Origin of the sequence: Hydrogenophaga sp. R2, assembly GCF_049843595.1 — a bacterium.
In the GTDB taxonomy this organism is placed as follows: Bacteria; Pseudomonadota; Gammaproteobacteria; order Burkholderiales; family Burkholderiaceae_C; genus Hydrogenophaga.
On the sequence record NZ_JBBHZN010000003.1, the window covers coordinates 338,474 to 361,181 of the forward strand.

At 69.8% G+C, this 22,708-nt stretch carries 23 protein-coding genes; 15 read left to right on the forward strand and 8 right to left on the reverse strand.

All coding sequences use genetic code 11. From position 1 onward, the window contains the following. Positions 1–22 precede the first annotated feature (22 nt). Both dprA and WD026_RS12910 read right to left on the reverse strand, forming a co-directional pair. Positions 23–1,135, reverse strand: coding sequence for a DNA-processing protein DprA (gene dprA, locus WD026_RS12905; protein WP_425724061.1), 1,113 nt, complete (start codon positions 1,133–1,135; stop codon positions 23–25). Between the two features lie 7 nt (positions 1,136–1,142). Continuing rightward, a complete protein-coding gene (locus WD026_RS12910; protein ID WP_425724062.1) occupies positions 1,143–2,351 on the reverse strand; it encodes a LysM peptidoglycan-binding domain-containing protein in 1,209 nt (402 codons plus the stop codon). A gap of 214 nt (positions 2,352–2,565) precedes the next feature. Between WD026_RS12910 and def the strand changes: the two genes are divergently transcribed. Genes def through WD026_RS12930 form a run of 4 tightly spaced genes read left to right on the forward strand, consistent with a single transcriptional unit; the run spans position 2,566 to position 5,137 of the window. After that, the gene (def, locus tag WD026_RS12915; protein WP_425724063.1) at positions 2,566–3,087 is read left to right on the forward strand and encodes a peptide deformylase; all 522 of its coding nucleotides are present in this window, start codon (positions 2,566–2,568) and stop codon (positions 3,085–3,087) included. 8 nt (positions 3,088–3,095) lie between these two features. Then, positions 3,096–4,064 (forward strand): methionyl-tRNA formyltransferase, encoded by a 969-nt coding sequence (fmt, locus tag WD026_RS12920; protein ID WP_425724064.1) that lies wholly within the window; start codon positions 3,096–3,098, stop codon positions 4,062–4,064. A 10-nt stretch (positions 4,065–4,074) separates the two neighbouring features. Continuing rightward, on the forward strand, positions 4,075–4,809 hold the full coding sequence (locus WD026_RS12925) for an AzlC family ABC transporter permease (RefSeq protein ID WP_425724065.1): 735 nt from the start codon (positions 4,075–4,077) through the stop codon (positions 4,807–4,809). Continuing rightward, on the forward strand, positions 4,802–5,137 hold the full coding sequence (locus tag WD026_RS12930) for an AzlD domain-containing protein (protein WP_425724066.1): 336 nt from the start codon (positions 4,802–4,804) through the stop codon (positions 5,135–5,137). Before WD026_RS12925 ends, WD026_RS12930 begins: the two co-directional genes overlap by 8 nt. Here the strand turns inward: WD026_RS12930 and WD026_RS12935 are convergent. Next, the gene (locus WD026_RS12935; RefSeq protein ID WP_425724067.1) at positions 5,030–5,899 is read right to left on the reverse strand and encodes a phosphatase PAP2 family protein; all 870 of its coding nucleotides are present in this window, start codon (positions 5,897–5,899) and stop codon (positions 5,030–5,032) included. The genes WD026_RS12930 and WD026_RS12935 overlap by 108 nt on opposite strands. Positions 5,900–6,022: 123 nt before the next feature. On the opposite strand from WD026_RS12935, the gene WD026_RS12940 reads away from it, so the two are divergent. From WD026_RS12940 to WD026_RS12960, 5 genes are all read left to right on the forward strand, one after another. Next, a complete protein-coding gene (locus WD026_RS12940; protein ID WP_425724068.1) occupies positions 6,023–6,715 on the forward strand; it encodes a response regulator in 693 nt (230 codons plus the stop codon). Beyond that, positions 6,712–8,070, forward strand: a complete 1,359-nt coding sequence (locus tag WD026_RS12945) for an ATP-binding protein (RefSeq protein WP_425724069.1) — start codon at positions 6,712–6,714, stop codon at positions 8,068–8,070. The genes WD026_RS12940 and WD026_RS12945 overlap by 4 nt, the downstream gene beginning before the upstream one ends. Before the next feature lie 35 nt (positions 8,071–8,105). Beyond that, on the forward strand, positions 8,106–9,770 hold the full coding sequence (locus WD026_RS12950) for a phosphoethanolamine transferase (protein ID WP_425724070.1): 1,665 nt from the start codon (positions 8,106–8,108) through the stop codon (positions 9,768–9,770). An 87-nt stretch (positions 9,771–9,857) separates the two neighbouring features. Then, positions 9,858–11,057, forward strand: coding sequence for a phosphoglycerate kinase (locus WD026_RS12955; protein ID WP_425724071.1), 1,200 nt, complete (start codon positions 9,858–9,860; stop codon positions 11,055–11,057). Positions 11,058–11,083: 26 nt separating this feature from the next. Next, positions 11,084–11,560 carry a MarR family winged helix-turn-helix transcriptional regulator gene (locus WD026_RS12960; protein WP_425724072.1) on the forward strand — a complete coding sequence of 159 codons (477 nt, stop codon included), beginning with the start codon at positions 11,084–11,086 and terminating at the stop codon, positions 11,558–11,560. A 9-nt stretch (positions 11,561–11,569) separates the two neighbouring features. On the opposite strand, the gene arfB is transcribed toward WD026_RS12960, so the two are convergent. The 3 genes from arfB to WD026_RS12975 are packed head-to-tail and all read right to left on the reverse strand — an operon-like array spanning position 11,570 to position 12,798. Then, positions 11,570–11,968, reverse strand: coding sequence for an alternative ribosome rescue aminoacyl-tRNA hydrolase ArfB (gene arfB, locus WD026_RS12965; RefSeq protein ID WP_425724073.1), 399 nt, complete (start codon positions 11,966–11,968; stop codon positions 11,570–11,572). Positions 11,969–11,998: 30 nt separating this feature from the next. Further along, positions 11,999–12,544, reverse strand: coding sequence for a cytochrome b/b6 domain-containing protein (locus WD026_RS12970; RefSeq protein ID WP_425724074.1), 546 nt, complete (start codon positions 12,542–12,544; stop codon positions 11,999–12,001). Beyond that, entirely contained in the window at positions 12,541–12,798 is a 258-nt protein-coding gene (locus tag WD026_RS12975) for a PepSY domain-containing protein (RefSeq protein ID WP_425724075.1), read from the reverse strand. Before WD026_RS12975 ends, WD026_RS12970 begins: the two co-directional genes overlap by 4 nt. 113 nt (positions 12,799–12,911) lie before the next feature. Here WD026_RS12975 and mnmA point away from each other — a divergent pair, with 113 nt between their 5' ends. Continuing rightward, the gene (mnmA, locus tag WD026_RS12980) at positions 12,912–14,039 is read left to right on the forward strand and encodes a tRNA 2-thiouridine(34) synthase MnmA (protein ID WP_425724076.1); all 1,128 of its coding nucleotides are present in this window, start codon (positions 12,912–12,914) and stop codon (positions 14,037–14,039) included. Positions 14,040–14,051: 12 nt separating this feature from the next. On the opposite strand, the gene WD026_RS12985 is transcribed toward mnmA, so the two are convergent. Beyond that, the gene (locus WD026_RS12985) at positions 14,052–15,401 is read right to left on the reverse strand and encodes a DUF3422 family protein (RefSeq protein ID WP_425724077.1); all 1,350 of its coding nucleotides are present in this window, start codon (positions 15,399–15,401) and stop codon (positions 14,052–14,054) included. A 168-nt stretch (positions 15,402–15,569) separates the two neighbouring features. Between WD026_RS12985 and WD026_RS12990 the strand changes: the two genes are divergently transcribed. After that, positions 15,570–17,558, forward strand: coding sequence for a sensor histidine kinase (locus tag WD026_RS12990; protein WP_425724078.1), 1,989 nt, complete (start codon positions 15,570–15,572; stop codon positions 17,556–17,558). Here WD026_RS12990 and WD026_RS12995 read toward each other — a convergent pair. After that, complete coding sequence (locus WD026_RS12995) at positions 17,512–18,003, reverse strand: NUDIX hydrolase (protein WP_425724079.1); 492 nt, start codon at positions 18,001–18,003, stop codon at positions 17,512–17,514. The two genes, WD026_RS12990 and WD026_RS12995, sit on opposite strands and share 47 nt — an antisense overlap. Before the next feature lie 110 nt (positions 18,004–18,113). Here WD026_RS12995 and WD026_RS13000 point away from each other — a divergent pair, with 110 nt between their 5' ends. From WD026_RS13000 to WD026_RS13015, 4 genes are read left to right on the forward strand one after another with little or no spacing between them, the layout of a single operon-like run. Beyond that, the gene (locus tag WD026_RS13000; protein ID WP_425724080.1) at positions 18,114–19,247 is read left to right on the forward strand and encodes a Re/Si-specific NAD(P)(+) transhydrogenase subunit alpha; all 1,134 of its coding nucleotides are present in this window, start codon (positions 18,114–18,116) and stop codon (positions 19,245–19,247) included. A gap of 1 nt (position 19,248) precedes the next feature. Next, complete coding sequence (locus tag WD026_RS13005) at positions 19,249–19,569, forward strand: NAD(P) transhydrogenase subunit alpha (protein ID WP_302174720.1); 321 nt, start codon at positions 19,249–19,251, stop codon at positions 19,567–19,569. After that, complete coding sequence (locus WD026_RS13010; RefSeq protein WP_425724081.1) at positions 19,566–20,990, forward strand: NAD(P)(+) transhydrogenase (Re/Si-specific) subunit beta; 1,425 nt, start codon at positions 19,566–19,568, stop codon at positions 20,988–20,990. The genes WD026_RS13005 and WD026_RS13010 overlap by 4 nt, the downstream gene beginning before the upstream one ends. 25 nt (positions 20,991–21,015) lie before the next feature. After that, a complete protein-coding gene (locus WD026_RS13015) occupies positions 21,016–22,698 on the forward strand; it encodes a long-chain-fatty-acid--CoA ligase (RefSeq protein ID WP_425724082.1) in 1,683 nt (560 codons plus the stop codon). The last annotated feature ends 10 nt before the right edge of the window (positions 22,699–22,708 follow it).

A 22,708-nucleotide genomic window follows, 5' to 3' on the forward strand; every position in this document is an offset into this window, starting at 1 on the left:
GGCCCGTCGATCGGCCCTCGACTCAGGCCCTGACCAGGCGCTGCACCCGCCCGCCCGGCAGCCGACCCACACACCCCGCCAGTTCCAGCTCCAGCAGGCGCGCCATCAGCTGCGCGGTGGGCATGCCGGTGCGGTCCTGCAGGGCTTCCAGACCGATGGTTTCGTGTCCCATGGCCCGCAACAGCGCATCGTCGGTGTCATCGCCTGCCGCAGCGACAGGTGCCGGGCTGGTGGCCTTGGGCGTCCGTGCCTGTGCGCCTGGCAGTTCTTCCAGGATGTCCTCGACCGACTCCACCAGCTTGGCGCCCTGCCGGATCAGGGCATGGCAGCCCCGGGACTGCGGCGAATGGATGGAACCCGGAATGGCGAACACCTCGCGCCCCATGTCGGCGGCCAGTCGGGCCGTGATGAGCGAGCCGGACTGCAAGGCCGCTTCGACTACCAGGGTGCCCTGGCTGAGCCCGGCGATGATCCGGTTGCGCTGCGGGAAATGGGCCGCCAGCGGGGGGGTGCCGAGCGGGTACTCGCTCACGATGGCGCCTTGGGCGGCGATGCGGTGGGCCAGGTCCCGATGCCGCGCCGGATAGACCCGATCCAGCCCGGTGCCCACACACGCCAGGGTGGTGCCCTGGCCGTCCAGCGCGCCGGCGTGGGCCTCTCCGTCCACCCCCAGCGCCAGGCCGGAGACCACGCTCACGCCGGCTTCGGCCAGTGCATGGGCGAACCGCCGGGCATGTTCAGCCCCCTGCGGGGTCGGGTTGCGGCTGCCCACCACCGCCAGGGCGAGCGTCTGCCCCAGGGACTCGACACGGCCCTGCACGAACAGCACCAGCGGTGGATCCGGGGTTTCGAGCAGCGAGTTCGGGTAGCGGCCGTCGCCGAGTGCCACCATGTGACGGTCGGTCGACTGGGACAGCCAGGTTTCCAGTCGGGACAGCTCCGTGTCCCAGTCGGGTATGGGTGCCGCCAGGGCCGCAGCCTTGGCCGGGCCGATGCAGTCGGCCCATGCGGTCCGGTCGACCTGCCAGACCGATTCCGCAGAGCCAAAGCACGCCAGCAGCTGGCGCGCAGACGTCCGGCCGATGCCGGGCGTCAGCAGCAACCGCAGCCAGGCGGCCCGCTCGGACGGACCCATCCGGTCGTCAGGGATTGACGAAGCGATGGCCCACCTGCACGCCGTCCTGGATGTCCAGAACGATGGCGTAGGAGATCTTGTCGAAGGTGCGGAACACCATGATCAGGCCGTTGCGCTCGCCCGGCAGGCGCACCTGCGGCCGACCGCTGTCGGTGGTGTCGGTGAGCACGCTGCTCTCGCGCAGCACCGCCAGCACATGACCCCGTTCGAGGCCGTGCTCGCGGCCCCGGTTGATGGCCACCACCTGGTTCTGGGCCGCAAACCGCACGGCGTTGCCATACACGGACACCACCTGGCCGGACTGGGCAGACTGCGGCGCGCGGGGCACGAAGTTGGTGAACTCCCGCTCCGGCTCGGGCAGCAGGCGGTCGCCCACCTGCATTTCTTCCTTGGCCGACACCACATCCAGGCTGGCCGGGATGATCTCGGTGGTCTTCTTGCCGTCGGCACCGGTGGTCTCGCTGGTGGTTTCGCTACCGACCACCGACACCTTGCCCACGTACTGGGCCTCGTAGGCAATGATGTCGTTGGTGGTCGGGTCGCGCAGCGGCACCGCGTTGCGGAACACGCGGTAGCTGCCGGTCTTGCCGTTGACCAGGGCCAGCGGCGCGGCGTCGGGGGCGTCGGCCGAGCGGGCACGGGCGTAAGCGCGGTCGCCCCGGCTGAGCAGGACCCGGTTCTCCTGGGTGGCCACGATGCGCGGGGCCTTGGCGAAAGTGGCCTCGTCGACGATCAGCGGCTCGGACAGGAAGGACTCGATCACCGACATGTTCACCGTCGGGATGGCGTTGGCCGAGAGGCTTTCCGAGCGCACGCGGGGCGTGACCTTGACGGTGTTGTCGCTGCCCGGACCTCGCGTGGTGAGCCGGGCCCGTCCGCCGGTCTTGTCCAAGTAGAGCACCTGGCCTGGATAGATCAGGTGCGGGTTGCGGATGTCGTTGAGGTTCATGCCCCACAGCTCGGGCCAGCGCCAGGGGGTCTTGAGGAACACGCCCGAGATGGCCCACAGCGTGTCGCCGCGCTTGACGGTGTAGCTGTCGGGCGCGGTGGGCGAGAGCTCCGACAACGGTACGCCCGCCTGCGCCACCTGGTTGGCGGTGGCCTTCTGGGCGTTGGTGATCGGGAAGTTCTGTGCCGAAGCCGTCGAGGTCGCCAGCGCGGCCAGACCGGCCAGGGCGATGAGGGAAGCGGACTTCAGCGGGAATTTCGATGGCATGTAGGGCCCCTGGAGCGGCGCGCGGCAGCGCTCGTGTCTTGACAAGTCGCTTTTGATTTTGCGCCCAAGCCCTTGATTAGGCAATGTTTGTGGGAAGGGGGTCGGGTGTGCCGTCGCAAAAGTGGCGAAAATACCGACATTCGATCCGCTGGTCGCCGGGCATCCGCCTGTCGTCGCTGGCGGCGCCCGCATACCGCTTCTTTCCCCACCGATCATGACCACCCCCGAGCTGCTTCCCATCCTGCGTTACCCCGATCCCCGGCTGCACACCGTGGCGAAGCCGGTGGCGGCGGTGGACGACCGAATCCGGGCGCTGGTGGCGCGCATGTTCGCCACCATGTACGACGCCCACGGCGTCGGGCTGGCGGCCACCCAGGTGGATGTGCACGAGCGGCTCATCGTGATCGACGTGAGCGAGGAGCGCAACCAGCCCATGGTGCTGATCAACCCGGTGGTGGAGTGGGCCAGCCCGGAAACCCGCAAGGGCGAGGAAGGCTGCCTGTCGGTGCCCGGCATCTACGACGGCGTGGAGCGTCCGATCGCGGTGCGGGTGCGGGCCCAGGACGAGCACGGTGCGGAGCGCACCATCGATGCCGAGGGCCTGCTGGCGGTGTGCATCCAGCACGAGATGGACCACCTCATGGGCAAGGTGTTCGTGGAGTATCTGTCGCCGCTCAAGCGCAACCGCATCAAGACCCGGCTGATCAAGGCGCAGCGCGAGGCGGAACGCGGTTGAGCCCGGCGATGCGCGTCGTCTTTGCCGGCACCCCCGATTTCGCCCGCGTGGCCCTGGAGCGGCTGCTGGCCGCCGGCTTCGAGGTGCCGCTGGTGCTGACCCAGCCGGACCGGCCCGCCGGGCGCGGCATGAAGCTGCAGGCATCGGCCGTCAAGCAGGCGGCGCTGGCGCATGGCATTGCGGTGGCACAACCGCGCAGCCTGCGCCTGGACGGCAAGTACCCGGACGATGCGGCTGCGGCCCGCGAGGCCTTGCTGGCGGCCCGTGCCGATGCCATGGTGGTCGCCGCCTACGGGCTCATCCTGCCGGCCTGGGTCCTGACCACCCCGCGCCTGGGCTGCCTGAACATCCATGCGTCCGTCCTGCCGCGCTGGCGCGGCGCGGCGCCCATCCACCGCGCCATCGAGGCCGGCGACGAGCACACCGGCGTGACCATCATGCAGATGGACGAGGGTCTGGACACCGGTGACATGCTGCTGGTCGAGACCCTGCCCATCGACCCCCAGGACACCACCGCCCTGCTGCACGACCGGCTGGCCGCCCTGGGCGGACGCCTGATCGTGGAGGCCCTGGAGCTGGCCGCCTGTGGCGGTCTGCGCCCGCAGCCCCAGCCGGCCGAGGGCGTGACCTACGCGCACAAGATCGAGAAGGCCGAGGCCACCATCGACTGGACCCGGCCGGCCGCCGAGCTGCACCGCCAGGTGCGTGCGTTCGATCCCTTTCCGGGTGCCAGCACGTCGGCGGGTGACGAGCTGCTCAAGGTGTGGGCGGCCCGGGTGGCCGATGCCACGGTCACGCAGCCACCCGGCACGGTGCAGGCGGTGGATGCCGGCGGCGTGCACGTGGCCACCGGCCAGGGCGTGCTGACGCTGACCGAGCTGCAGCGGCCGGGCGGTCGCCGCCTGCCGGCCACCGATGTGCTCCGCGGTTTTCCGCTGCAGCCGGGACAACGCCTGGGCGCCGCGGCGGCTGGCTGAAGGGGCTGCCATGTTCTTTCTGCGCGCCCACCGGGCGCACCCGGCTTTCCGGGAAGGGGTGCGGGACCAGGCCACGGCCGCGGTGGGCATCGCTGCCTGGGGACTCATGACCGGCGTTTCCATGGTGCAGAGCGGGCTCTCGCCCCTGGAGGCGCTGCTCATGACCCTGATCGTCTATGCCGGCAGCGCCCAGCTGGCCGCCACGCCCATGATCGTGGCCGGCGCGCCCTTGTGGGTGATCCTGGCGGCGGCCTTCTGCGTCAACCTGCGCTTCGTGGTGTTCTCGGCCCACCTGCGTCCTTACCTGATGCACCTGCCACGCTGGCAGCGGCTGGTCAGCGGGTATGTCACCGCCGACCTGAGCTACGTCTTCTTTGCACGGCGCTACCCCAAGCCGGGAGCGGACGCGCAGGAGCTGGCCGCGCAGCAGGCCTACCTGATGGGCAACTGCGGCGTGAACTATGTGGCCTGGATGGGCGCCAGCCTGGCCGGCATCGCGCTGGCCCATGTGGTGCCGGTGTCCTGGGGGCTGGGGTTCGCCGGCATCCTGGCGCTGCTGGGGGTGCTGTGTTCGCTGGCCACGTCGAAACTGCGGGTGGTGTCGCTGGCCATCTCGGGCACGGCAGCAGTGGCGGCCTATGCCTTGCCGCTCAAGCTCAACATCCTGGTGGCGATTGCCAGTGCGGTGGCCTTGTGCCTGGTGCTGGACCGCCTGCGTCCGCCCCCTGGAGAGCACCATGGCTGACATCGATCCCTGGACGCTGCTGACCATCGTGCTGCTGGGTGTGATCACCGTGGTCACCCGCTCGTTCTTCTTCATCAGCAGCAAGCCCTGGACGCTGCCGGGCTGGGCCCAGCGCGGTCTGCAGTACGCACCCATCGCCGCCCTGGCGGCGGTGGTGGTGCCCGAGATCGTGGTCAGTCAGGGAGCGCTGGTGACCACCTGGCAGGACGCCCGCCTGTTCTCAGCCGCGGCCGGCGCGGCCTGGTTCTTCTGGCGCAAGGGCGTGCTGGGCACCATCGTGGTCGGCATGCTGGTGTACCTGCCGCTGCGCCTCGGCCTGGGCTGGTGACGCAGCCGCCGCACCGGCCTTGACCGGCCACAGCCGCCATCCCGTCAGCGCCACCCCGCCGCAGATGATCAGGGTCCACAGCGTGTGACTGGGCGGGTGCGCGCCCCGCAGGCTCTGCACCACCCCGCTCAGCAGGCCCACTGCCAGCGCCGCCAGCAGCCAGCGCCAGCCCCGGCGCTGGAATGCATGCGTCTGGGCCTCGGTCTGCAGGCCGGCCCGGCGGGGCATCAACCAGGGCAGGGCCAGCGCCAGGAAGGTCATGCCCGACGAGGCGTGACCCCCCGGAAAGCAGCGCCCGGGGCCGCCGTCGCGCAAGCCCCATGACCAGTGCGACACCACGTCGACCGTGCCGCCGAACATGCGCCAGTCCCATGGGCAGCTGGTGCTGCTCTGGTTCTTGACCAGGTTGACCGCGATCAGGCCGACCGTGGCCAGCAGCACGGCCAGCCGCCGCTCGGCCGCCGGGATGGCACTGAACCGCGCCGGCAGCAGCGCCCACAGCCACGCGATCACCAGCCCGGCGCTGGCAGCCTGGCGCAGCCGGTCGTGCAGCAGGTGTTCCAGCACCGGCTGGTGCTGCAGGGGAAATCCGGACGGCGTGCCGATCAGACCCATGACGGCCACATCCAGACCACTGAAGTCCCACAGCAGCGTGAGCGCCAGCACGGTCAGCCAGCCGGTGAGCAGGTGTCGCCAGGTGCGGTCGGCGGGTGAGATCGGCCGCCGCAGGCCGGTCGGTCGGAGGGCGGAGAGGGACAGCATCCGCGCAGCATGCGCTCCCAGGCTTATGCGGGCATGAGGTTCAACCCGGTGCTCAGGCTCTCATAATCGGCAGCGGTGACCATCGGTCCCATGAACCCCCCCACAGGCCCACTTCTGTCTCCCATGCGGATCCTTGTCGTTGAAGACGATCCCGGCATTGCCGCCGGCCTGCAGGCTTCGCTGCGCCAGGGCGGCCACGCCTGCGATGTGTGCACCACCGTGGCGTCGGCCTGGGGTGCGCTGGCGGTCGAACCCTTCGATGCGGTGCTGCTGGACCTCGGCCTGCCCGACGGGGACGGCCTCGAGCTGCTCGCCCGCATCCGCCGCCAGCCGCCCCCGCAGGCCGGCCGCGATGCGCTGCCCCGCAACGATCTGCCGGTGCTCATCATGACCGCCCGCGACGGTGTGGACGACCGCATCACCGGCCTGGATGGCGGCGCCGACGACTACATCGTCAAGCCCTTCGATGCCAACGAGATGATGGCCCGGCTGCGGGCCATGCAGCGGCGCGCCCATGGCCGCAGCCAGCCCACCATCGAGCACGGTGATCTGGTCATCGATCCGGCGGCGCACACGGTGGTCAGGGCCGGCGAGCCGGTGGTGCTGGGCGCGCGCGAGTTCGGTCTCCTGCTGGTGCTGCTGCAGGCCAGTCCGCAGGTGCTGTCCAAGTCGCGCCTGGAGGCAGCCCTGTACGGTTTTGGCGAGGCGCTGGAGAGCAATGCCATCGAGGTGCATGTGCACCACCTGCGTCGCAAGCTGGGCGAGGGCCTGATCCGCACCGTGCGGGGCGTGGGCTATTTCGTGCCGCCGCCATGACCCCCCCTTCGACCGTCACCCCGTCGGTCACCCCGGTGCAGCCCCGGCTGTGGTTCACCCTGTGGGGCTGGACCTGTGCCGCCCTGCTGCTGGTCTGGGCGACCCTGCTGGTGGCGGCCTGGGTGATCGGGCACCACGAAGCCGAGGAAGTGACCGACGGACAGCTGGAGGCGGTGGCGCATCTGTGGCTGGACGCGTCTCCCGGGCGTCCTTCGGGCGCCCAGGCCCGGTGGGAGTCGGAGCGGCCCCGTGCCTATGTGCAGGAAGTGGCCGTCATCGAATGGCAGCGCGGGCAGCTGGTCACCGACACCCATGGTCTGGCCGGGTCGCTGGGCCTGTCGTCGGTGCCCCCGGCCAACGGTTACCTGTCGGTCCGGGGCGAACTGCAGGGACACCCGGTGCACTGGCGGGTGTTCACGGCGCGCAGCGGCAGCGATGACGGGCGGGCGGTGTCGGTGCTCATGGACATCGAGCACCGCATCGACCTGGGGCGCGACATCACGCTGCAGCTGGCCCGTCCGGCGGTGCTGGTGCTGCCCCTGGTGGCGCTGCTGCTGGGCTGGGCCATCCACCGAGGCTTGCGGCCGCTCACCCACCTGTCCGAGGACGTGGCCGCCCTGGACGCACAGGCCGGCGAACGGCTGGGTGCCGAGCACCGCTACCGCGAATTCACCAGCACGGTGCAGGCCATCAATGGCCTGGTCGACCGATTGCAGGCGCAGGCGCGCCGGGAGCGCGAATTCGCCAGCGACGTGGCCCACGAACTCCGCACGCCCCTGGCTTCGCTGGCCCTGCAGTCGGCGGCCGCCAGCCAGGACCCGAGTGCCGAGCGGCTGCACCGGCTCGAACAGGAGGCCCTGCGCGCCGGCCGCATCCTGCAGCAGCTGCTGGACCTGGCCCGCGCCCAGCGGGATCTGGTGGCCCGCACCGATCTGTCGGCGGTGGCGTCCGCCCTGGTGGCCGAGTCGGCGCCGGCGGCCTATGCGGCAGGGCAGGAGGTGTCGCTGGCCGGGGCCGATGCGCCGTTGTGGGTCGCCGCCCCGCCCATGCTGGTGGAGCTGGCCTTGCGCAACCTGCTGGCCAACGCGGTGCGCCACACGCCGGCCGGCACCCAGATCGTGGTCGAGCTGTTTCGTGACGGGGCCTGGGCCTGCGTGTCGGTCAGCGACGACGGCCAGCGGCCCGGCGCGGCCCCCCACACCGCCGCCAGCCCCGGGCTGGGGCTGGGCCTGCGGCTGGTGCAGCGCATGGCCGAGCAGCATGGCGGCAGCCTGACCCGGGACACCGGCGAGCCGCCGGCCACGACCCGCTTCATGCTTCGCTGGCCGGTCGGTGAAGGGCCGGGAAACGCCTAAAGGTTGCGTTAACGTCGCCGGACCAGACTGGCGGGATGCGATTGCCCACCCCGTCATCCCTGCGTCTGGCTGCCCGGTCTTTCCTGTCGTCCGGGACCCCGGCTTCGGTGGTCTGGCCGGTCGCCCTGTGGCTGGCCACGGTGGGCAACCTGCCCTTGTGGCAACGTGTCCTGGGGGTGGGGTCTGCGGCTGCGGTGCCGGCCCTGCTGGTGCCGGTGCTGGGGGTGTTGGCCGCCCTGTTGTCGCTGCTGGCCTGGCCCCGCCTGCTGCGGCCGCTGGCCAGTCTGCTGGTGCTGGTGTCGGCCTTCAACAGCCACTTCATGTGGCAGTACGGCGCGGTGATCGACCCCACCATGATGGCCAACGTGATGCACACCGACGCCCGCGAGGTGCGCGACCTGCTGTCGTGGTCGCTGCCCTTGAGCGTGCTGCTGATGGCCGGCCCGCCGCTGTGGTGGATCTGGCGCCGGCCCGTGGTCTGGCGGCGTCCGGTGGCCCAGACCGCGCGCAACCTCGCCGGTGCCGGCATCGGTCTGGTGCTGGCCCTGGCCGTGGCCCTGCCGGGCTATTCGCACCTGGCTTCCCTGGCGCGCAACCACAAGCCGGTGCGCTACATGATCAACCCGCTCAACACGGTGTATGCATCGGCACGTCTGGCGGCCGATCAGATTCCGCAGCAGGTCCAGCCCCTCATCCCGGTGGGCGAGGATGCGGTGCTGTCCCGGCCGGCCGCTGCCGGCTCGCCGCCCCCGTTGCTGGTGCTGGTGGTCGGCGAAACCGCGCGGGCGGCCAACTGGGGCCTCAATGGCTACAACCGCCCCACCACGCCCCAACTGGCCCGCTGGGTGGCCGAACGGGGCCTGGTCAACTTCCCCGACGCCACCTCCTGCGGCACCAACACCCAGGTGTCGGTGCCCTGCATGTTCTCGCCGCTGTCCCGCGAGCAGGGTGGCGATCAGCCCGCCCGCCACGAGAACCTGCTCGACGTGCTGCAGCGCGCCGGCCTGGCCGTGCTGTGGCTGGACAACCAGTCGGGCTGCAAGGGCGTGTGCGCCCGTGTGCCCACGGCCCGACCCATGCCGGACCCGGCCCTGTGCGAAGGCGACGAATGCCTGGACGAAGCCCTGGTGCGCAGCCTGGACCAGCAGCTCGCTGCGCTGGATGCCCGGCGCCGCGAGCGGGGTACGGTCGTGGTGCTGCACATGATGGGCAGCCACGGGCCGGCGTACTTCAAGCGCGCACCGAACGACCGCAAGCCCTTCCAGCCCGAGTGCACCAGCATCACCCTGGCCGACTGCCCGCCGCAGGCGCTGCGCAACAGCTACGACAACAGCATCGCCTACACCGACCATGTGCTGGCACGCACCCTGGACTGGCTGGATGCCCAGGCCCGCAGCGGTGCGGCGGCACCGGGGCTGATCTACATGTCCGACCACGGCGAATCGCTGGGCGAGGGCAATGTCTACCTGCACGGCCTGCCCTATGCCTTTGCTCCGGCCGAGCAGAAGCGCGTGCCCCTGGTGACCTGGCTCTCGCCCGCCTTGCAGGACATCACCGGCGTGGGCCCTGAATGCCTGCGCGGCCGCGCCGTACGCCCGGTCTCGCACGACCACCTGTTCCACAGCGTGCTGGGGCTCATGGGCGTGCAGACGCAGGCCCGCGACGACGCCCTGAACCTGTTCAGGCCCTGCGGCACCTGAACCCGGGGCGGGGTGCCGGCGGACGGCGGTTTCCTACAATCGGCGGCTGACTCCCCGATTCACCGAAACCGCTTCATCCACTCCGCCATGTCCTCCTTCATCCGTTTCTCCGACCTGTGCGCCAGCGGCCAGGCCCAGGGCCGCCGTGTCTTCATCCGTGCCGACCTGAACGTGCCGCAGGACGACAGTGGCCGCATCACCGAAGACACCCGCATCCGCGCCAGCGTGCCGGCCATCCGCATGGCGCTGGATGCCGGCGCGGCCGTGATGGTGACCAGCCACCTGGGCCGCCCCACCGAGGGCGCCTTCAAGCCCGAGGACAGCCTGGCCCCGGTGGCGGCCCGCCTCGGGCAGCTGCTGGACCGCCCGGTGCGGCTGGTGGCCGAGTGGATCGATGGCGACTTCAGCGTGGCCCCGGGCGAGGTGGTGGTGCTGGAGAACTGCCGCCTGAATGTGGGCGAGAAGAAGAACACCCCCGAACTCGCGAAGAAGCTCGGCGCCCTGTGCGACATCTTCGTGCACGACGCCTTCGGCACCGCCCACCGGGCCGAGGGCACCACCTACGGCATCGCCGAGACCGCGCCCGTGGCCTGCGCCGGCCCGCTGCTGGCCGCCGAGATGGACGCCATTGCAAAGGCCCTGGCCAACCCGAAGCGCCCGCTGGTGGCCATCGTGGCCGGCAGCAAGGTCAGCACGAAGCTGACCATCCTGCAGAGCCTGGCCAAGAACGTGGACAACCTCATCGTCGGTGGCGGCATTGCCAACACCTTCATGCTGGCCGCCGGCCTGAAAATCGGCAAGAGCCTGGCCGAGCCGGACCTGCTGGGTGAGGCCAAGGCCGTGATCGAGGCCATGAAGGCCCGTGGCGCGGCCGTGCCCATCCCCACCGACGTGGTCACCGCCAAGACCTTTGCCGCCGATGCACCGGCCACGGTGAAGAAGGCCACCGAGGTGGCCGACGACGACCTGATCCTGGACATCGGCCCCGAGACGGCCGCCGTGCTGGCCGCCCAGCTCAAGGCGGCCGGCACCATCGTCTGGAACGGCCCTGTGGGCGTGTTCGAGTTCGACGCCTTTGCCCAGGGCACCGAGACCATCGCGCGTGCCATTGCGGCCAGCCCGGCCTTCAGCATTGCCGGCGGTGGCGATACCCTGGCGGCGATCGCCAAGTACGGCATCGAGAAGGACGTGGGCTACATCTCCACCGGCGGCGGCGCCTTCCTGGAAGTGCTGGAAGGCAAGACCCTGCCGGCCTTCGAGGTGCTGGCCCGACGCGCCCGGGGCTGATCCCGCCCCACGTGCCCTGCCGCGCCATGAACAAGCCCGCCGATCCCGCCGTGCGCATCGACGACATGCCGGGGCACCGCATCCGGCGGCTGCACCAGATCTCGGTGGGCATCTTCCTGCAGGAGCTGGGCGACATCGGCCTCACGCCGGTGCAGTACGCCGCCCTGCAGACGGTGGCCCAGTCGCCCGGACTCGACCAGCGCACGCTGGCCGGCAGCATCGCGCTGGACACCTCCACCACCGGTGGCGTGATCGACCGGCTGGAGCAGCGCGGCTGGCTGGAGCGCCGCACCGCACCGGACGACCGCCGCGTGCGCCAGCTCTGGCTCACCGAGGCCGGGCGGGCGGTGCTGGCCCAGGCCGTGCCGGCGGTGCAGCGGGCCCAGGCCCAGATCCTGGCGCCGCTCGACGAGGCCGACCGGCAGACCTTCCTGCGCCTGCTGCAGCAACTGGTGGACACCAACAACGCGCACAGCCGGGCGCCCGGCGACGTGTCGCGCTGAGCTGCCGGTTCAGTCGATCACCCTCGAGCGCCCCTGCTTGGTGGCGCTGCGCAGCGCCTTGCCCTGCAGCCGGCGCTGCTGCGAGGCCCGGGTGGGGCGGGTCGCCTTGCGTTCCCGCGGCGGCACGGCCACGCTGTCCACCAGCGCCTGCAGACGGGCCAGCGCATCGGCCTTGTTCTGTTCCAGGCTGCGGCTGCCCTGGGCCTTGATGACGATGACACCGTCCTGCGTGATGCGGGTGTCGCTCAGGGCCAGCAGCCGGTGCTGCACCGCTTCGGGCAAGGAGGAGCCGTGCACCGCGAACCGCAGGTGCACCGCATTCGAGACCTTGTTGACGTTCTGCCCGCCCGCGCCCTGGGCGCGGATGGCGGTGAACTCGACCTCGTGGGGCTGGATGACCGGGCGCATGGCCGCAGTGTGCCAGCCCCGGCCGGTGGCTCAGTAGCGTTCCTTGACGCCGGTGACCATGGCCTTGATGAGGCGGGTGCGTTCGATGCGCCCCATGACCAGCGCCGCCGCCGCGTGCAGCGCGGCCAGCCACACCAGCATGGCGGCCAGGCCTTCGTGCAGTTCCTGCACCCAGTCCACGCCCCAGAAGGCATCGGTCCCCTGCAGCCAGCCGGTCAGGCCCAGGCCCAGCACCAGGGCCATCAGGGTGAGCATCATCAGCGCGCCCAGCGGGTTGTGTCCGGTGTGGGTCGGCACCTCGCCGTGCAGCAGCGCGGTCACATGGTCATGCACGCGGCGGGGGGTGGGAAACCAGTCAGTGAAACGGGCATGCCGGCTGCCGATCAGGGCCCAGATCAGGCGCAGGCCCACCAGGGCGGCTGCGGCATAGCCCAGCCACTGGTGGATGGTTTCGCCTTCTTCCACCACCCAGCTGTTGAGCACCACACAGCTCACCAGTGACCAGTGGAAAACCCGCACCAGCGGGTCCCAGACCCGCACCCGATCAGGTGGGCGCGAGGCGGCTGTGGTGTTCATTTGCTCTCGATCGCGCGGCCGGTGGCCGGGTCGAAGTAGATCTCCACTTTCTTGCCGGTCTTGTCGGTGCCGTAGATCTCGTAGCACTGTCCCTTGGTGACCTTGAAGTTGCGGATGCTGTAACCCTGGTCCTTGAGCTCCTGCTGGAACTGGGCTTCGGGCTTCCAGCTGTCCTTGGGTGCGGTGCAGGTCGGGCCGGCGGAGGCGGCGACGGCGGTCAGGGCCAGGGCGGCGGCGGTGATGATGTGTTTCATGAGCGGGTCTTTCGTGGGTGAGGGATTGCAAGGCCGGTTTCTGTGAACCGGTACCCGTATTGCAAAGTCCTCGCGTGATCCGAGCCTTAACCCGCACTGCGGATAATTGCGACATGAGTAACAAACAGCATGTCCGCCAGCGTGTGGTGGTCGGCCTCAGCGGCGGTGTGGATTCCGCCGTCAGCGCCTGGCTGCTCAAGCAGCAGGGGCATGAGGTGGTCGGCATCTTCATGAAGAACTGGGAAGATGACGATGACAGCGAGCACTGCACCAGCCGGCAGGACTGGATCGACGCGGCCAGCGTGGCCGACGTGATCGGCATCGACGTGGAGCACGTCAACTTCGCGGCCGAGTACAAGGACCGCGTGTTCGCCGAATTCCTGCGCGAGTACCAGGCCGGGCGCACGCCCAACCCGGACATCCTGTGCAACGCCGAGATCAAGTTCAAGGCCTTCCTCGACCATGCCATGCGGCTGGGCGCCGAGAAGATCGCCACCGGGCACTACGCCCGCGTGCGCGAGCAGGGCGGCCGGGTGCAGCTGCTCAAGGGCCTGGACCCGCTGAAGGACCAGAGCTACTTCCTGCACCGCCTGACCCAGGCGCAACTGGCCCGCACGCTGTTCCCGGTGGGCGAACTGCCCAAGACCGAGGTGCGCCGCATCGCGGCCGAGATCGGTCTGCCCAATGCCCGCAAGAAGGACAGCACCGGCATCTGCTTCATCGGCGAACGCCCGTTCCGCGACTTCCTCAACCGCTACATCGCCAAGGAGCCCGGACCCATCAAGGACGAGCGCGGCCGCACCATCGGCCAGCACGTGGGCCTGAGCTTCTACACGCTGGGTCAGCGCCAGGGCCTGGGCATCGGCGGCGTGAAGGCCAAGGGCGCGCAGAAGGGCGGCAGCGAGCACGAGCCTTGGTTCGTGGCGCGCAAGGACATGGCGGCCAACACGCTGTGGGTGGTGCAGGGTCACGACCATCCCTGGCTGCTGTCGCCACGGCTGGCCGCGCAGGACGCCAGCTGGGTGGCGGGTGAGCCACCCGCCGCAGGCCGTCTGGGCGCCAAGACCCGCTACCGCCAGAGCGATGCCGCCTGCGCGGTGCAGGCCGATGCGCAGGGCGGCTTCACGCTCGAATTCGATGCGCCGCAGTGGGCCGTGACGCCGGGGCAGAGCGCCGTGCTCTACGACGGCGAGGTGTGCCTGGGCGGGGGCGTGATCACCACCTCGGCCGAGACGGCCTGACCGGCCTGATGCTCAGTCCGGCGTTGTCCGGTTGAGCCGTTCGTGGATGCGGCGCGTGGTGCGCCACACGCTCCACAGCACCAGCGGCACCAGGGCCCCGGCCGCGATCTCCGGCTGGATCGGCAGGCCGGCCGCCTTGGCGCCCTTGCCCACATACAGCAGCAGGCTGATCACGTAGTACGAGATGGCCGCAATCGACAGGCCTTCCACCGTGGTCTGCAGCTGCAGCTGCAGTTCCTGGCCGCGCGTGAGCTTGGCCAGCAGCTGCTGGTTCTGCGCTTCGGTGACGATGTCGACCCGGGTGCGCAGCAGGGCGCTGGTGCGCGAGATGCGCTCCGACAACGAGGTCAGCCGCCGCTCCGACGCCGCCACCGTGGCCATGGCCGGCGAGAGCCGGCGCTGCATGAACTCGCCGATGGTCTGGGTGCCGGGAATCGGCTTCTCGCGCAGTTCGTGGATGCGCTGCGACACCAGCGCGTCGTAGGCCCGGGTGGCCGCAAAGCGGTACACGTTCTCGGCCGTGGCCCGCTCCACGCTGGCGGCCAGCGCCACCAGCGCATCCAGCAGCGCCTGCTCCGACGTGGCCTTGCCCTCGAGCTGCGCGGTGATGACCGAGAGCTGCTGCTCGGCCTGGGCCAGGGTGGGTCCGAGCGCCTTGGCCACCGGCAGGCCGCGCAGCGCCATCAGCCGGTAGGTCTCCAGCTCGAGCAGGCGCTGCGAGATGCGGCCGGCCCGGGTGGCCGTGGTGCCGGGCGGGGCGATCACCAGCATGTGTTCGAAGCCGGAGGGCCGCAGGTGGAAATCGGTCACTGCCCACGAGTGGCCCCCGCCGAGCTGCGAGGCCACCACGGTGCGGCCCTCGAACCAGCGGCTGGCCGGCTCCATCAGGGCGGCCTGCGCTGCCGGGGTGCCATCCGGCAGGGGGGCCTGCACCATGGCCAGCCGTATGGCGGCCACCGTGCGACCCGGGATATGCTGCAACCAGTCGGCCGGCACCTCGGCCGGATCGAGGTGCAACGCGCCGGTGTCGGCCAGGCTGGTACCCGGCGGCAGCGGCAGCACGACGGAATAGCGGGTGAATTCGGTGTGTCGCTCCCATTTCAGGGTGCTGCTGCCCAGTTGCAGCCGCACGAAGTTGCCGGCCAGTTCGTCCAGGGGCAGATCGTGCTGGCCAGGCAGCTGTCGCAGGTGCTCCCATTCGGCATGGCGGCTGACGCCTTCGTTGAGCACCGCCACGAACACCACCAGCGCCGGCAGGTGGATGCGTGCCGGGGGGCGGGCATGCACCTCGTTGTGCAGCTCGTGGCGCAGCGGGTCGTCCGGTGGAAGGCCGCCGGCAGCGTGGGCAGTGGGGTCGGACATGGTCGGGGCAGCGGGGGTATGCCCCTCACTGTATGCGAAAGCGGCCGGGTCGCTGCACCCGAATACTGCGATCGCAGTATGTCCAGGCCGGCGCGTCGGTTTCGATACTCCCCGGACTGTGGTGCTCCGGGCAAACGGGTGGAGAAGGGACGAGAAAGGGTGCATGGGATGTTCCGGCTGCCAACGACCTGGCTGACACTGCTGCTGGCCCTGGTGCTGGCGTGCCCGGCCTCTGCCGGGCAGCCGTCGGGGCTGGCCATCGACGGCGGGTCGCGTTACGACCTCGTTCCCTTCCTGCAGCACGCCGAAGACCCCACCGACGGCTGGTGGCCCTACGACGAGCAGTGCCGCCTGCTTCCGCCGGAAGACGGGCCGGTCTTTGCCTCGGTGTCCGACCCGGCATCGTCTTCCGTGCCCGGCTTCAGCACCCATCCCCAGTGGTTCCACATCCGGCTGCGGCACATCGAAAGCTCGCCCCAGCGCCGCTGGCTGGTCGTGGGCAATCCGCACCTCGACCGGATCGATCTGCTCGTCGGGCACAGGGGGCAGCTCATCGCCCATGCCCAGGGGGGCGACCTGCTGCCGTTCGATCGCCGCGCCGTGCCGCACCGGCAGCATGTGTTCCCCGTCGACATGCTGCCGGGCGAGGAGATCGACCTGCACCTGCGCGTCTGGTCCAGCAGCTCGCTCGACGCCCCGATCCAGCTCTGGTTGCCCGAGTCGCTGATCCGGCGCGATCACGCCATCTACCTGCTGCTGGGCCTGTACTTCGGCATCACGGCCGGTCTGATGGGCCACGCCCTGGTGCTCTACGCCGCCATGCGCGACCGGGTCTATCTGCTGTACGCCGGCGTGCGCTCGACCATCGGTCTGGGGCTGCTGGCCCTGTCGGGTCTGGGGGCCGAGTTCGTCTGGACCGATGGAGGGCCCTGGAACCGGGTGCTGCAGCAGGTGGGCCTGACCCTGGCCGGCGTGCTGGCGGTGCAGTTCACGCGGCGCTTTCTGGACACCCGGCAGCACGTGCCACGGCTGGACCGTGTCCTGCGCATGCTGGGCACCCTCTGGCTGGTGATCTTCCTGCTCACCAGCCTGTGGCCGCAGCACCGGTTCATCCCGTTCCTGATGCTGCTCTTCCTGCTGACCACCGCGGTGCTGGCGGTCGTGGGACTGCATGCCATCCGGTACCGCCGCATCGGCGCCGAGTATTTCTGCATGGCCTGGTCGGTCTCGCTGGTGGGCTCCATGGCCGAGATCGCGATCCGCATGGGCTACTGGACCCGGCCGGACGCCATCAGCCAGCCGCTGGTGATCGGCTCCACGGTGGAGATGGTGTTGATGGCCTTCGCGCTGGGCGAACGCATCCGCGCCGAGCGCAGTGCCAAGCGGCGTGCCCAGGCGCTCCAGATCCGCGAGGCCGCGCGCCTGCAGGAGGTGCGCCGGACATCGGCCGAGAAGTCGCGGCTGCTCGCTGCCGTCACCCACGACCTGCGCCAGCCGGTCTACGCCATCACGCTGGCCACGCAGAGCCTGGCGCAGCAGACCGACCGACCGGTCTCGGCGCTCACCCTGATGCAGATGCGCGAGGCCATCGCGTCGGCCGATCACATGCTCGACTCGCTGCACACCATGTCCCGCCTGGAGGTGGGTGCGCTGCGACCGCAGATGGCGGACTTCTCGATCCAGCCGCTGCTGGAGCGCATCGACGTCATCCACGGCCTGCAGGCCCGTACCAAGGGACTGCGCTGGACCGTGACCCCGGGCGTCACCCGGGTCCGCAGCGATCCGGTCCTGCTGGAGCGCATCCTGGGCAATCTGGCCTCCAATGCGGTCCGCTACACCCTGCGCGGCGGCGTGGTGATTGCGTGTCGGCCCCGCCGCGACGGCCTGTTGCTGCAGGTCTGGGACACCGGCATCGGGGTGCCCCCGGAGAACCTGGAGACGATCTTCGGCGCCTACTTCCGGGGCGTGCCCGAGACCGCGACCGACAGCGGCGTCGGGCTGGGCCTGTTCATCGTCCGCCACACGGCAGCCCTGCTGGGCATCACCCTGGGTCTGCGAAGCCAGCCCGGTCGCGGTTCGTGTTTCTGGCTGCGGGTGCCGCTGGCGCCGGTCAGGCCGGCGGCTGCGCCGGACCTTGCAGCACGGACGCATCGGTGAACACCGCATCCAGCGGCCACCGGCGGCCCGCCAGGTGGTCCTCGATGCAGCGCAGCACCAGCGGACTGCGGTGGCGGTCTGCGCTGGCGCGCACCTCCTCGGGCGTCATCCACAGGGTGCGCACGATGCCGTGGTCGAGCTGGCGGCCGGGGTCCGGGTCGCCGACCGAGCCGCAGTAGGCGAACCGCAGGTAGGTGATGTCCTGTTCCCCGCGCTGGAAGCGCGAGAGGTAGATGCCCACCAGGGCCTCGGCCCGGAAGGTGCAGGTGGTTTCCTCCACGGCCTCGCGCTCCACGCCCTGCTGCGGGCTTTCGCCCGGGTCCAGGTGGCCGGCCGGGTTGTTCAGCCGCAGGCCTTCGGGCGTGTGCTCTTCGACCAGCAGGTAGCGGCCATCGCGTTCGATGATGGCGGCCACGGTGACGCTGGGTTTCCATCGGGTGTCCATCGGCGCATTATCAGCACGCGGGATGCGGTTGCCGCCCGGGCGACGAAGCTGACAGCTGGCTTTCGGGTAAGCTCCCGCGCGATCGATCACACAGAGCGAGGAGACCTCCGATGCTGATAGGCGTACCCACTGAGACCGCGGTGGGCGAGACCCGCGTTGCCGTCACCCCCGAGACGGCCAAGAAACTGGTGGCCCAGGGCCACACCGTGCAGGTGCAGTCCGGAGCCGGCGTGGCCGCCAGCGCCACCGACGAGGCCTACACGGCCGTGGGAGCCACCATCACCGATGCGGCCGGTGCCCTGGGCGCCGAGCTGGTGCTCAAGGTGCGCAGCCCGTCCGATGCCGAACTGGCCCACATGAAGTCCGGCGCCACCCTGGTGGGCATGCTCAACCCGTTCGATGGTGCCGGCCTGCAGAAGCTGGCCGCCGCCGGCCTGACCAGCTTTGCGCTGGAGGCCGCGCCGCGCACCACGCGGGCCCAGAGCATGGACGTGCTCTCGTCCCAGGCCAACATCGCCGGCTACAAGGCCGTGATGCTGGCGGCCAACCGCTACCAGCGCTTCTTCCCCATGCTCATGACGGCTGCCGGCACCGTGAAGGCGGCCCGCGTCGTGATCCTGGGCGTGGGCGTGGCCGGCCTGCAGGCCATTGCCACGGCCAAGCGCCTGGGCGCCGTCATCGAGGCCAGCGACGTGCGCCCCTCGGTGAAGGAGCAGGTGGAGTCGCTGGGCGCCAAGTTCATCGACGTGCCCTACGAGACCGCCGAAGAGAAGGAAGCCGCCGAAGGCGTGGGCGGCTATGCCCGCCCCATGCCGCAGAGCTGGCTCGACCGCCAGAAGGCCGAGGTGGCCAAGCGCGTAGCCCAGGCCGACGTGGTCATCTCCACCGCCCTCATCCCCGGCCGCGCCGCGCCCACCCTCATCACCGAGGACATGGTGCGCAGCATGAAGCCGGGCTCGGTCATCGTCGACCTGGCCGCCGGCAAGGGGGCCGACGGCGTGGGCGGCAACTGCCCGCTGACCGTGGCCGACCAGACGGTGGTGCGCCACGGCGTGTCCATCATCGGCGAGACCAACCTGCCGGCCATGGTGGGCGCTGACGCCTCCGCCCTGTACGCCCGCAACGTGCTCGACTTTCTCAAGCTCGTGCTGCCCAAGGACGCCACGTCGGTCCAGGTGCCGATGGACGACGACATCGTCGCAGCCTGTCTCATGACCCAGGCCGGTGAACTCAAAAGGAAGTGACATGGACGCCGTATCCCCGACCCTCATCAACCTCATCATCTTCGTGCTGGCCATCTATGTGGGCTACCACGTGGTCTGGAACGTCACGCCCGCATTGCACACGCCGCTGATGGCCGTGACCAACGCGGTGTCCGCCATCGTCATCGTCGGCGCCATGCTGGCCGCTGCCCTCACCGAGACGCCCCTGGGCAAGACCATGGGCGTGCTGGCGGTGGCGCTGGCGGCGGTCAACGTGTTCGGCGGCTTCCTGGTGACCCGCCGCATGCTCGAGATGTTCAAGAAGAAAGAACGCAAGGCCCCGGCCGCAGGGGACAAAGCATGAGCATGAACCTGGTTGTCCTGCTGTACCTGGTTGCCTCGGTGTTCTTCATCCAGGCGCTCAAGGGGCTGTCGCATCCCACCACCTCCATCCGCGGCAACATGTTCGGCATGACCGGCATGGCCATTGCCATCCTGACCACGGCCGCGCTCATCGTCGAGCTCTCCAGCGGCCAGGCCGAAGGCATGGTCTGGGTGCTGGTGGGCCTGGTGATCGGTGGTGGTGCCGGTGCCGTCATGGCCCAGCGCGTGGAAATGACCAAGATGCCCGAGCTGGTGGCCTTCATGCACAGCATGATCGGTCTGGCGGCGGTGTTCATCGCCGTGGCCGCCGTGGCCGAACCCTGGGCCTTCGGCATCGCCGCCAAGGGCACCCAGATCCCGTTCGGCAACAAGATCGAGCTGTTCCTGGGCGCGGCCATCGGTGCCATCACCTTCAGCGGCTCGGTCATTGCCTTCGGCAAGCTCTCGGGCAAGTACAAGTTCCGCCTGTTCCAGGGCGCGCCGGTCACCTTCGGTGGCCAGCACCTGCTCAACCTGGTGCTGGGCATCGTGACCATCGGCCTGGGCGTGTTCTTCGCCTTCACCGAGAACTGGACCGCCTTCTTCGTGATGGTGGCCCTGTCCTTCGTGCTGGGCGTGCTCATCATCATCCCCATCGGTGGTGCCGACATGCCGGTGGTGGTGTCCATGCTCAACAGCTATTCGGGCTGGGCGGCGGCCGGCATCGGCTTCTCGCTGAACAACTCGATGCTGATCATTGCCGGCTCGCTGGTGGGCAGTTCGGGCGCCATCCTGAGCTACATCATGTGCAAGGCCATGAACCGCTCGTTCATCAGCGTGATCCTGGGCGGCTTCGGCGGCGAGGCCGGCACGGCCGCTGCCGGCGGCGGCGTGCAGCGCACCGCCAAGAGCGGCAGTGCCGACGACGCCGCCTTCATCCTGGGCAATGCCGAGACCGTGGTCATCGTGCCCGGCTACGGTCTGGCCGTGGCCCGTGCCCAGCACGCAGTCAAGGAACTGGCCCACAAGCTCACCGAGAAGGGCATCACCGTCAAGTACGCCATCCACCCGGTGGCCGGCCGCATGCCCGGTCACATGAACGTGCTGCTGGCCGAGGCCGAGGTGCCCTACGACCAGGTGTTCGAGATGGAAGACATCAACGGCGAGTTCGGTCAGGCCGACGTGGCCATCATCCTGGGCGCCAACGACGTGGTGAACCCGGCCGCGCTGCAGAAGGGCTCGCCCATCTACGGCATGCCCATCCTGGAGGCCTACAAGGCCAAGACCGTGATCGTCAACAAGCGCTCCATGGCCGCCGGTTATGCCGGTCTGGACAACGAGCTGTTCTACATGGACAAGACCATGATGGTGTTCGGCGACGCCAAGAAGGTGGTCGAGGACATGACCAAAGCCATCGAGTGATCCCGCCCGCGAGGAGACCGAAGCCATGATCCCAGCCACCGCCGACCGGCCTTGGCTGGCCGCCTATCCGCAGGGCGTGCCGGCCGATATCGACGTCAGCCAGTACCGCTCCCTGGTGCACCTCATGGAGGAGAGCTTCGAGCGCCACGCGTCGAAGCCGGCCTACAGCTTCATGGACAAGGACGTGAGCTTTGCCCAGGTCGACAGCCTGTCGCAGGCCTTCGCCGCGTACCTGCAGGGGCTGGGTCTGGTCAAGGGCGACCGGGTCGCCATCATGATGCCCAACATGCCCCAGTACCCGGTGGCGGTGGCCGGCATCCTGCGCGCCGGCTTCGTGGTGGTGAACGTCAACCCGCTCTACACCGCCCGCGAGCTGGAGCACCAGCTCAAGGATTCCGGTGCCAAGGCCATCGTCATCATCGAGAACTTCGCCACCACGCTGCAGCAGTGCATCGCGCAGACGCCGGTCAAGCATGTGGTGCTGACCGCCATGGGCGACCTGCTGGGGCTGGTGAAGGGCGCGCTGGTGAACTACGTGGTGCGCCATGCCCGCAAGATGGTGCCGCCCTACCAGCTGCCGGGCGCGGTGCGTTTCAACGAGGCGATCGCCCGCGGCACCCGGGGCACGCTCAAACGGCCCGAGCTGCAGCCCGACGACATGGCGGTGCTGCAGTACACCGGCGGCACCACCGGCGTGAGCAAGGGTGCCGTGCTGCTGCACCGGAACATCCTGGCCAACGTGCTGCAGTCCGAGGCCTGGAACCAGCCGGTCATGTCGCGCGTGCCGGCGGGCGAGCAGCCCACGGCGGTGTGCGCGCTGCCGCTGTACCACATCTTCGCGTTCACCGTGAACATGATGCTGGGCATGCGCACCGGCGGCAAAGCCATCCTGATACCCAACCCGCGCGACCTGCCGGCGGTGCTCAAGGAGCTGTCGAAGCACACCTTCCACAGCTTCCCGGCGGTCAGCACCCTGTTCGGCGGCCTGGCCAATCACCCCGACTTCGGCACCGTGAACTGGAGCAACCTCAAGGTGTCGGTGGGCGGCGGCATGGCGGTGCAGAGCGGCACCGCCAAACTCTGGCTGGAGAAGACCGGCTGCCCCATCTGCGAGGGTTACGGCCTGTCCGAGACCAGCCCGTCGGCCAGCTGCAACCCGACCACCAGCACCGAGTTCACCGGCACCATCGGCGTGCCGTTGCCCGGCACCTGGATGGTCTGCCTGGACGATGACGGCCAGCCGGTGCCGCCCGGCGAGGCCGGCGAGATCGCCATCAAGGGGCCGCAGGTCATGGCCGGCTACTGGCAGCGGCCCGACGAGACCGCCAAGGTCATGACCGCCGACGGTTACTTCAAGACCGGCGACGTGGGCATCATGGACGAACGCGGCTTCTTCCGCATCGTCGACCGCAAGAAGGACATGATCCTGTGCGCCGGCTTCAACGTGTACCCGAACGAGATCGAAGACGTGGTCTCGCAGCTGCCGGGCGTGCTGGAGTGCGCGGCGGTGGGCGTGCCCGACGAGAAGGCCGGCGAGGCCATCAAGCTGGTCATCGTGCGCAAGGGTGAGGGCCTCACCGAAGACCAGGTGCGGGCCCACTGCCGCGCCAACCTCACCGGCTACAAGCAGCCCAAGGTGGTGGAGTTCCGCACCGAGCTGCCCAAGACGCCGGTGGGCAAGATCCTGCGCCGCGAACTGCGGGGTTGATCGCGCGCGG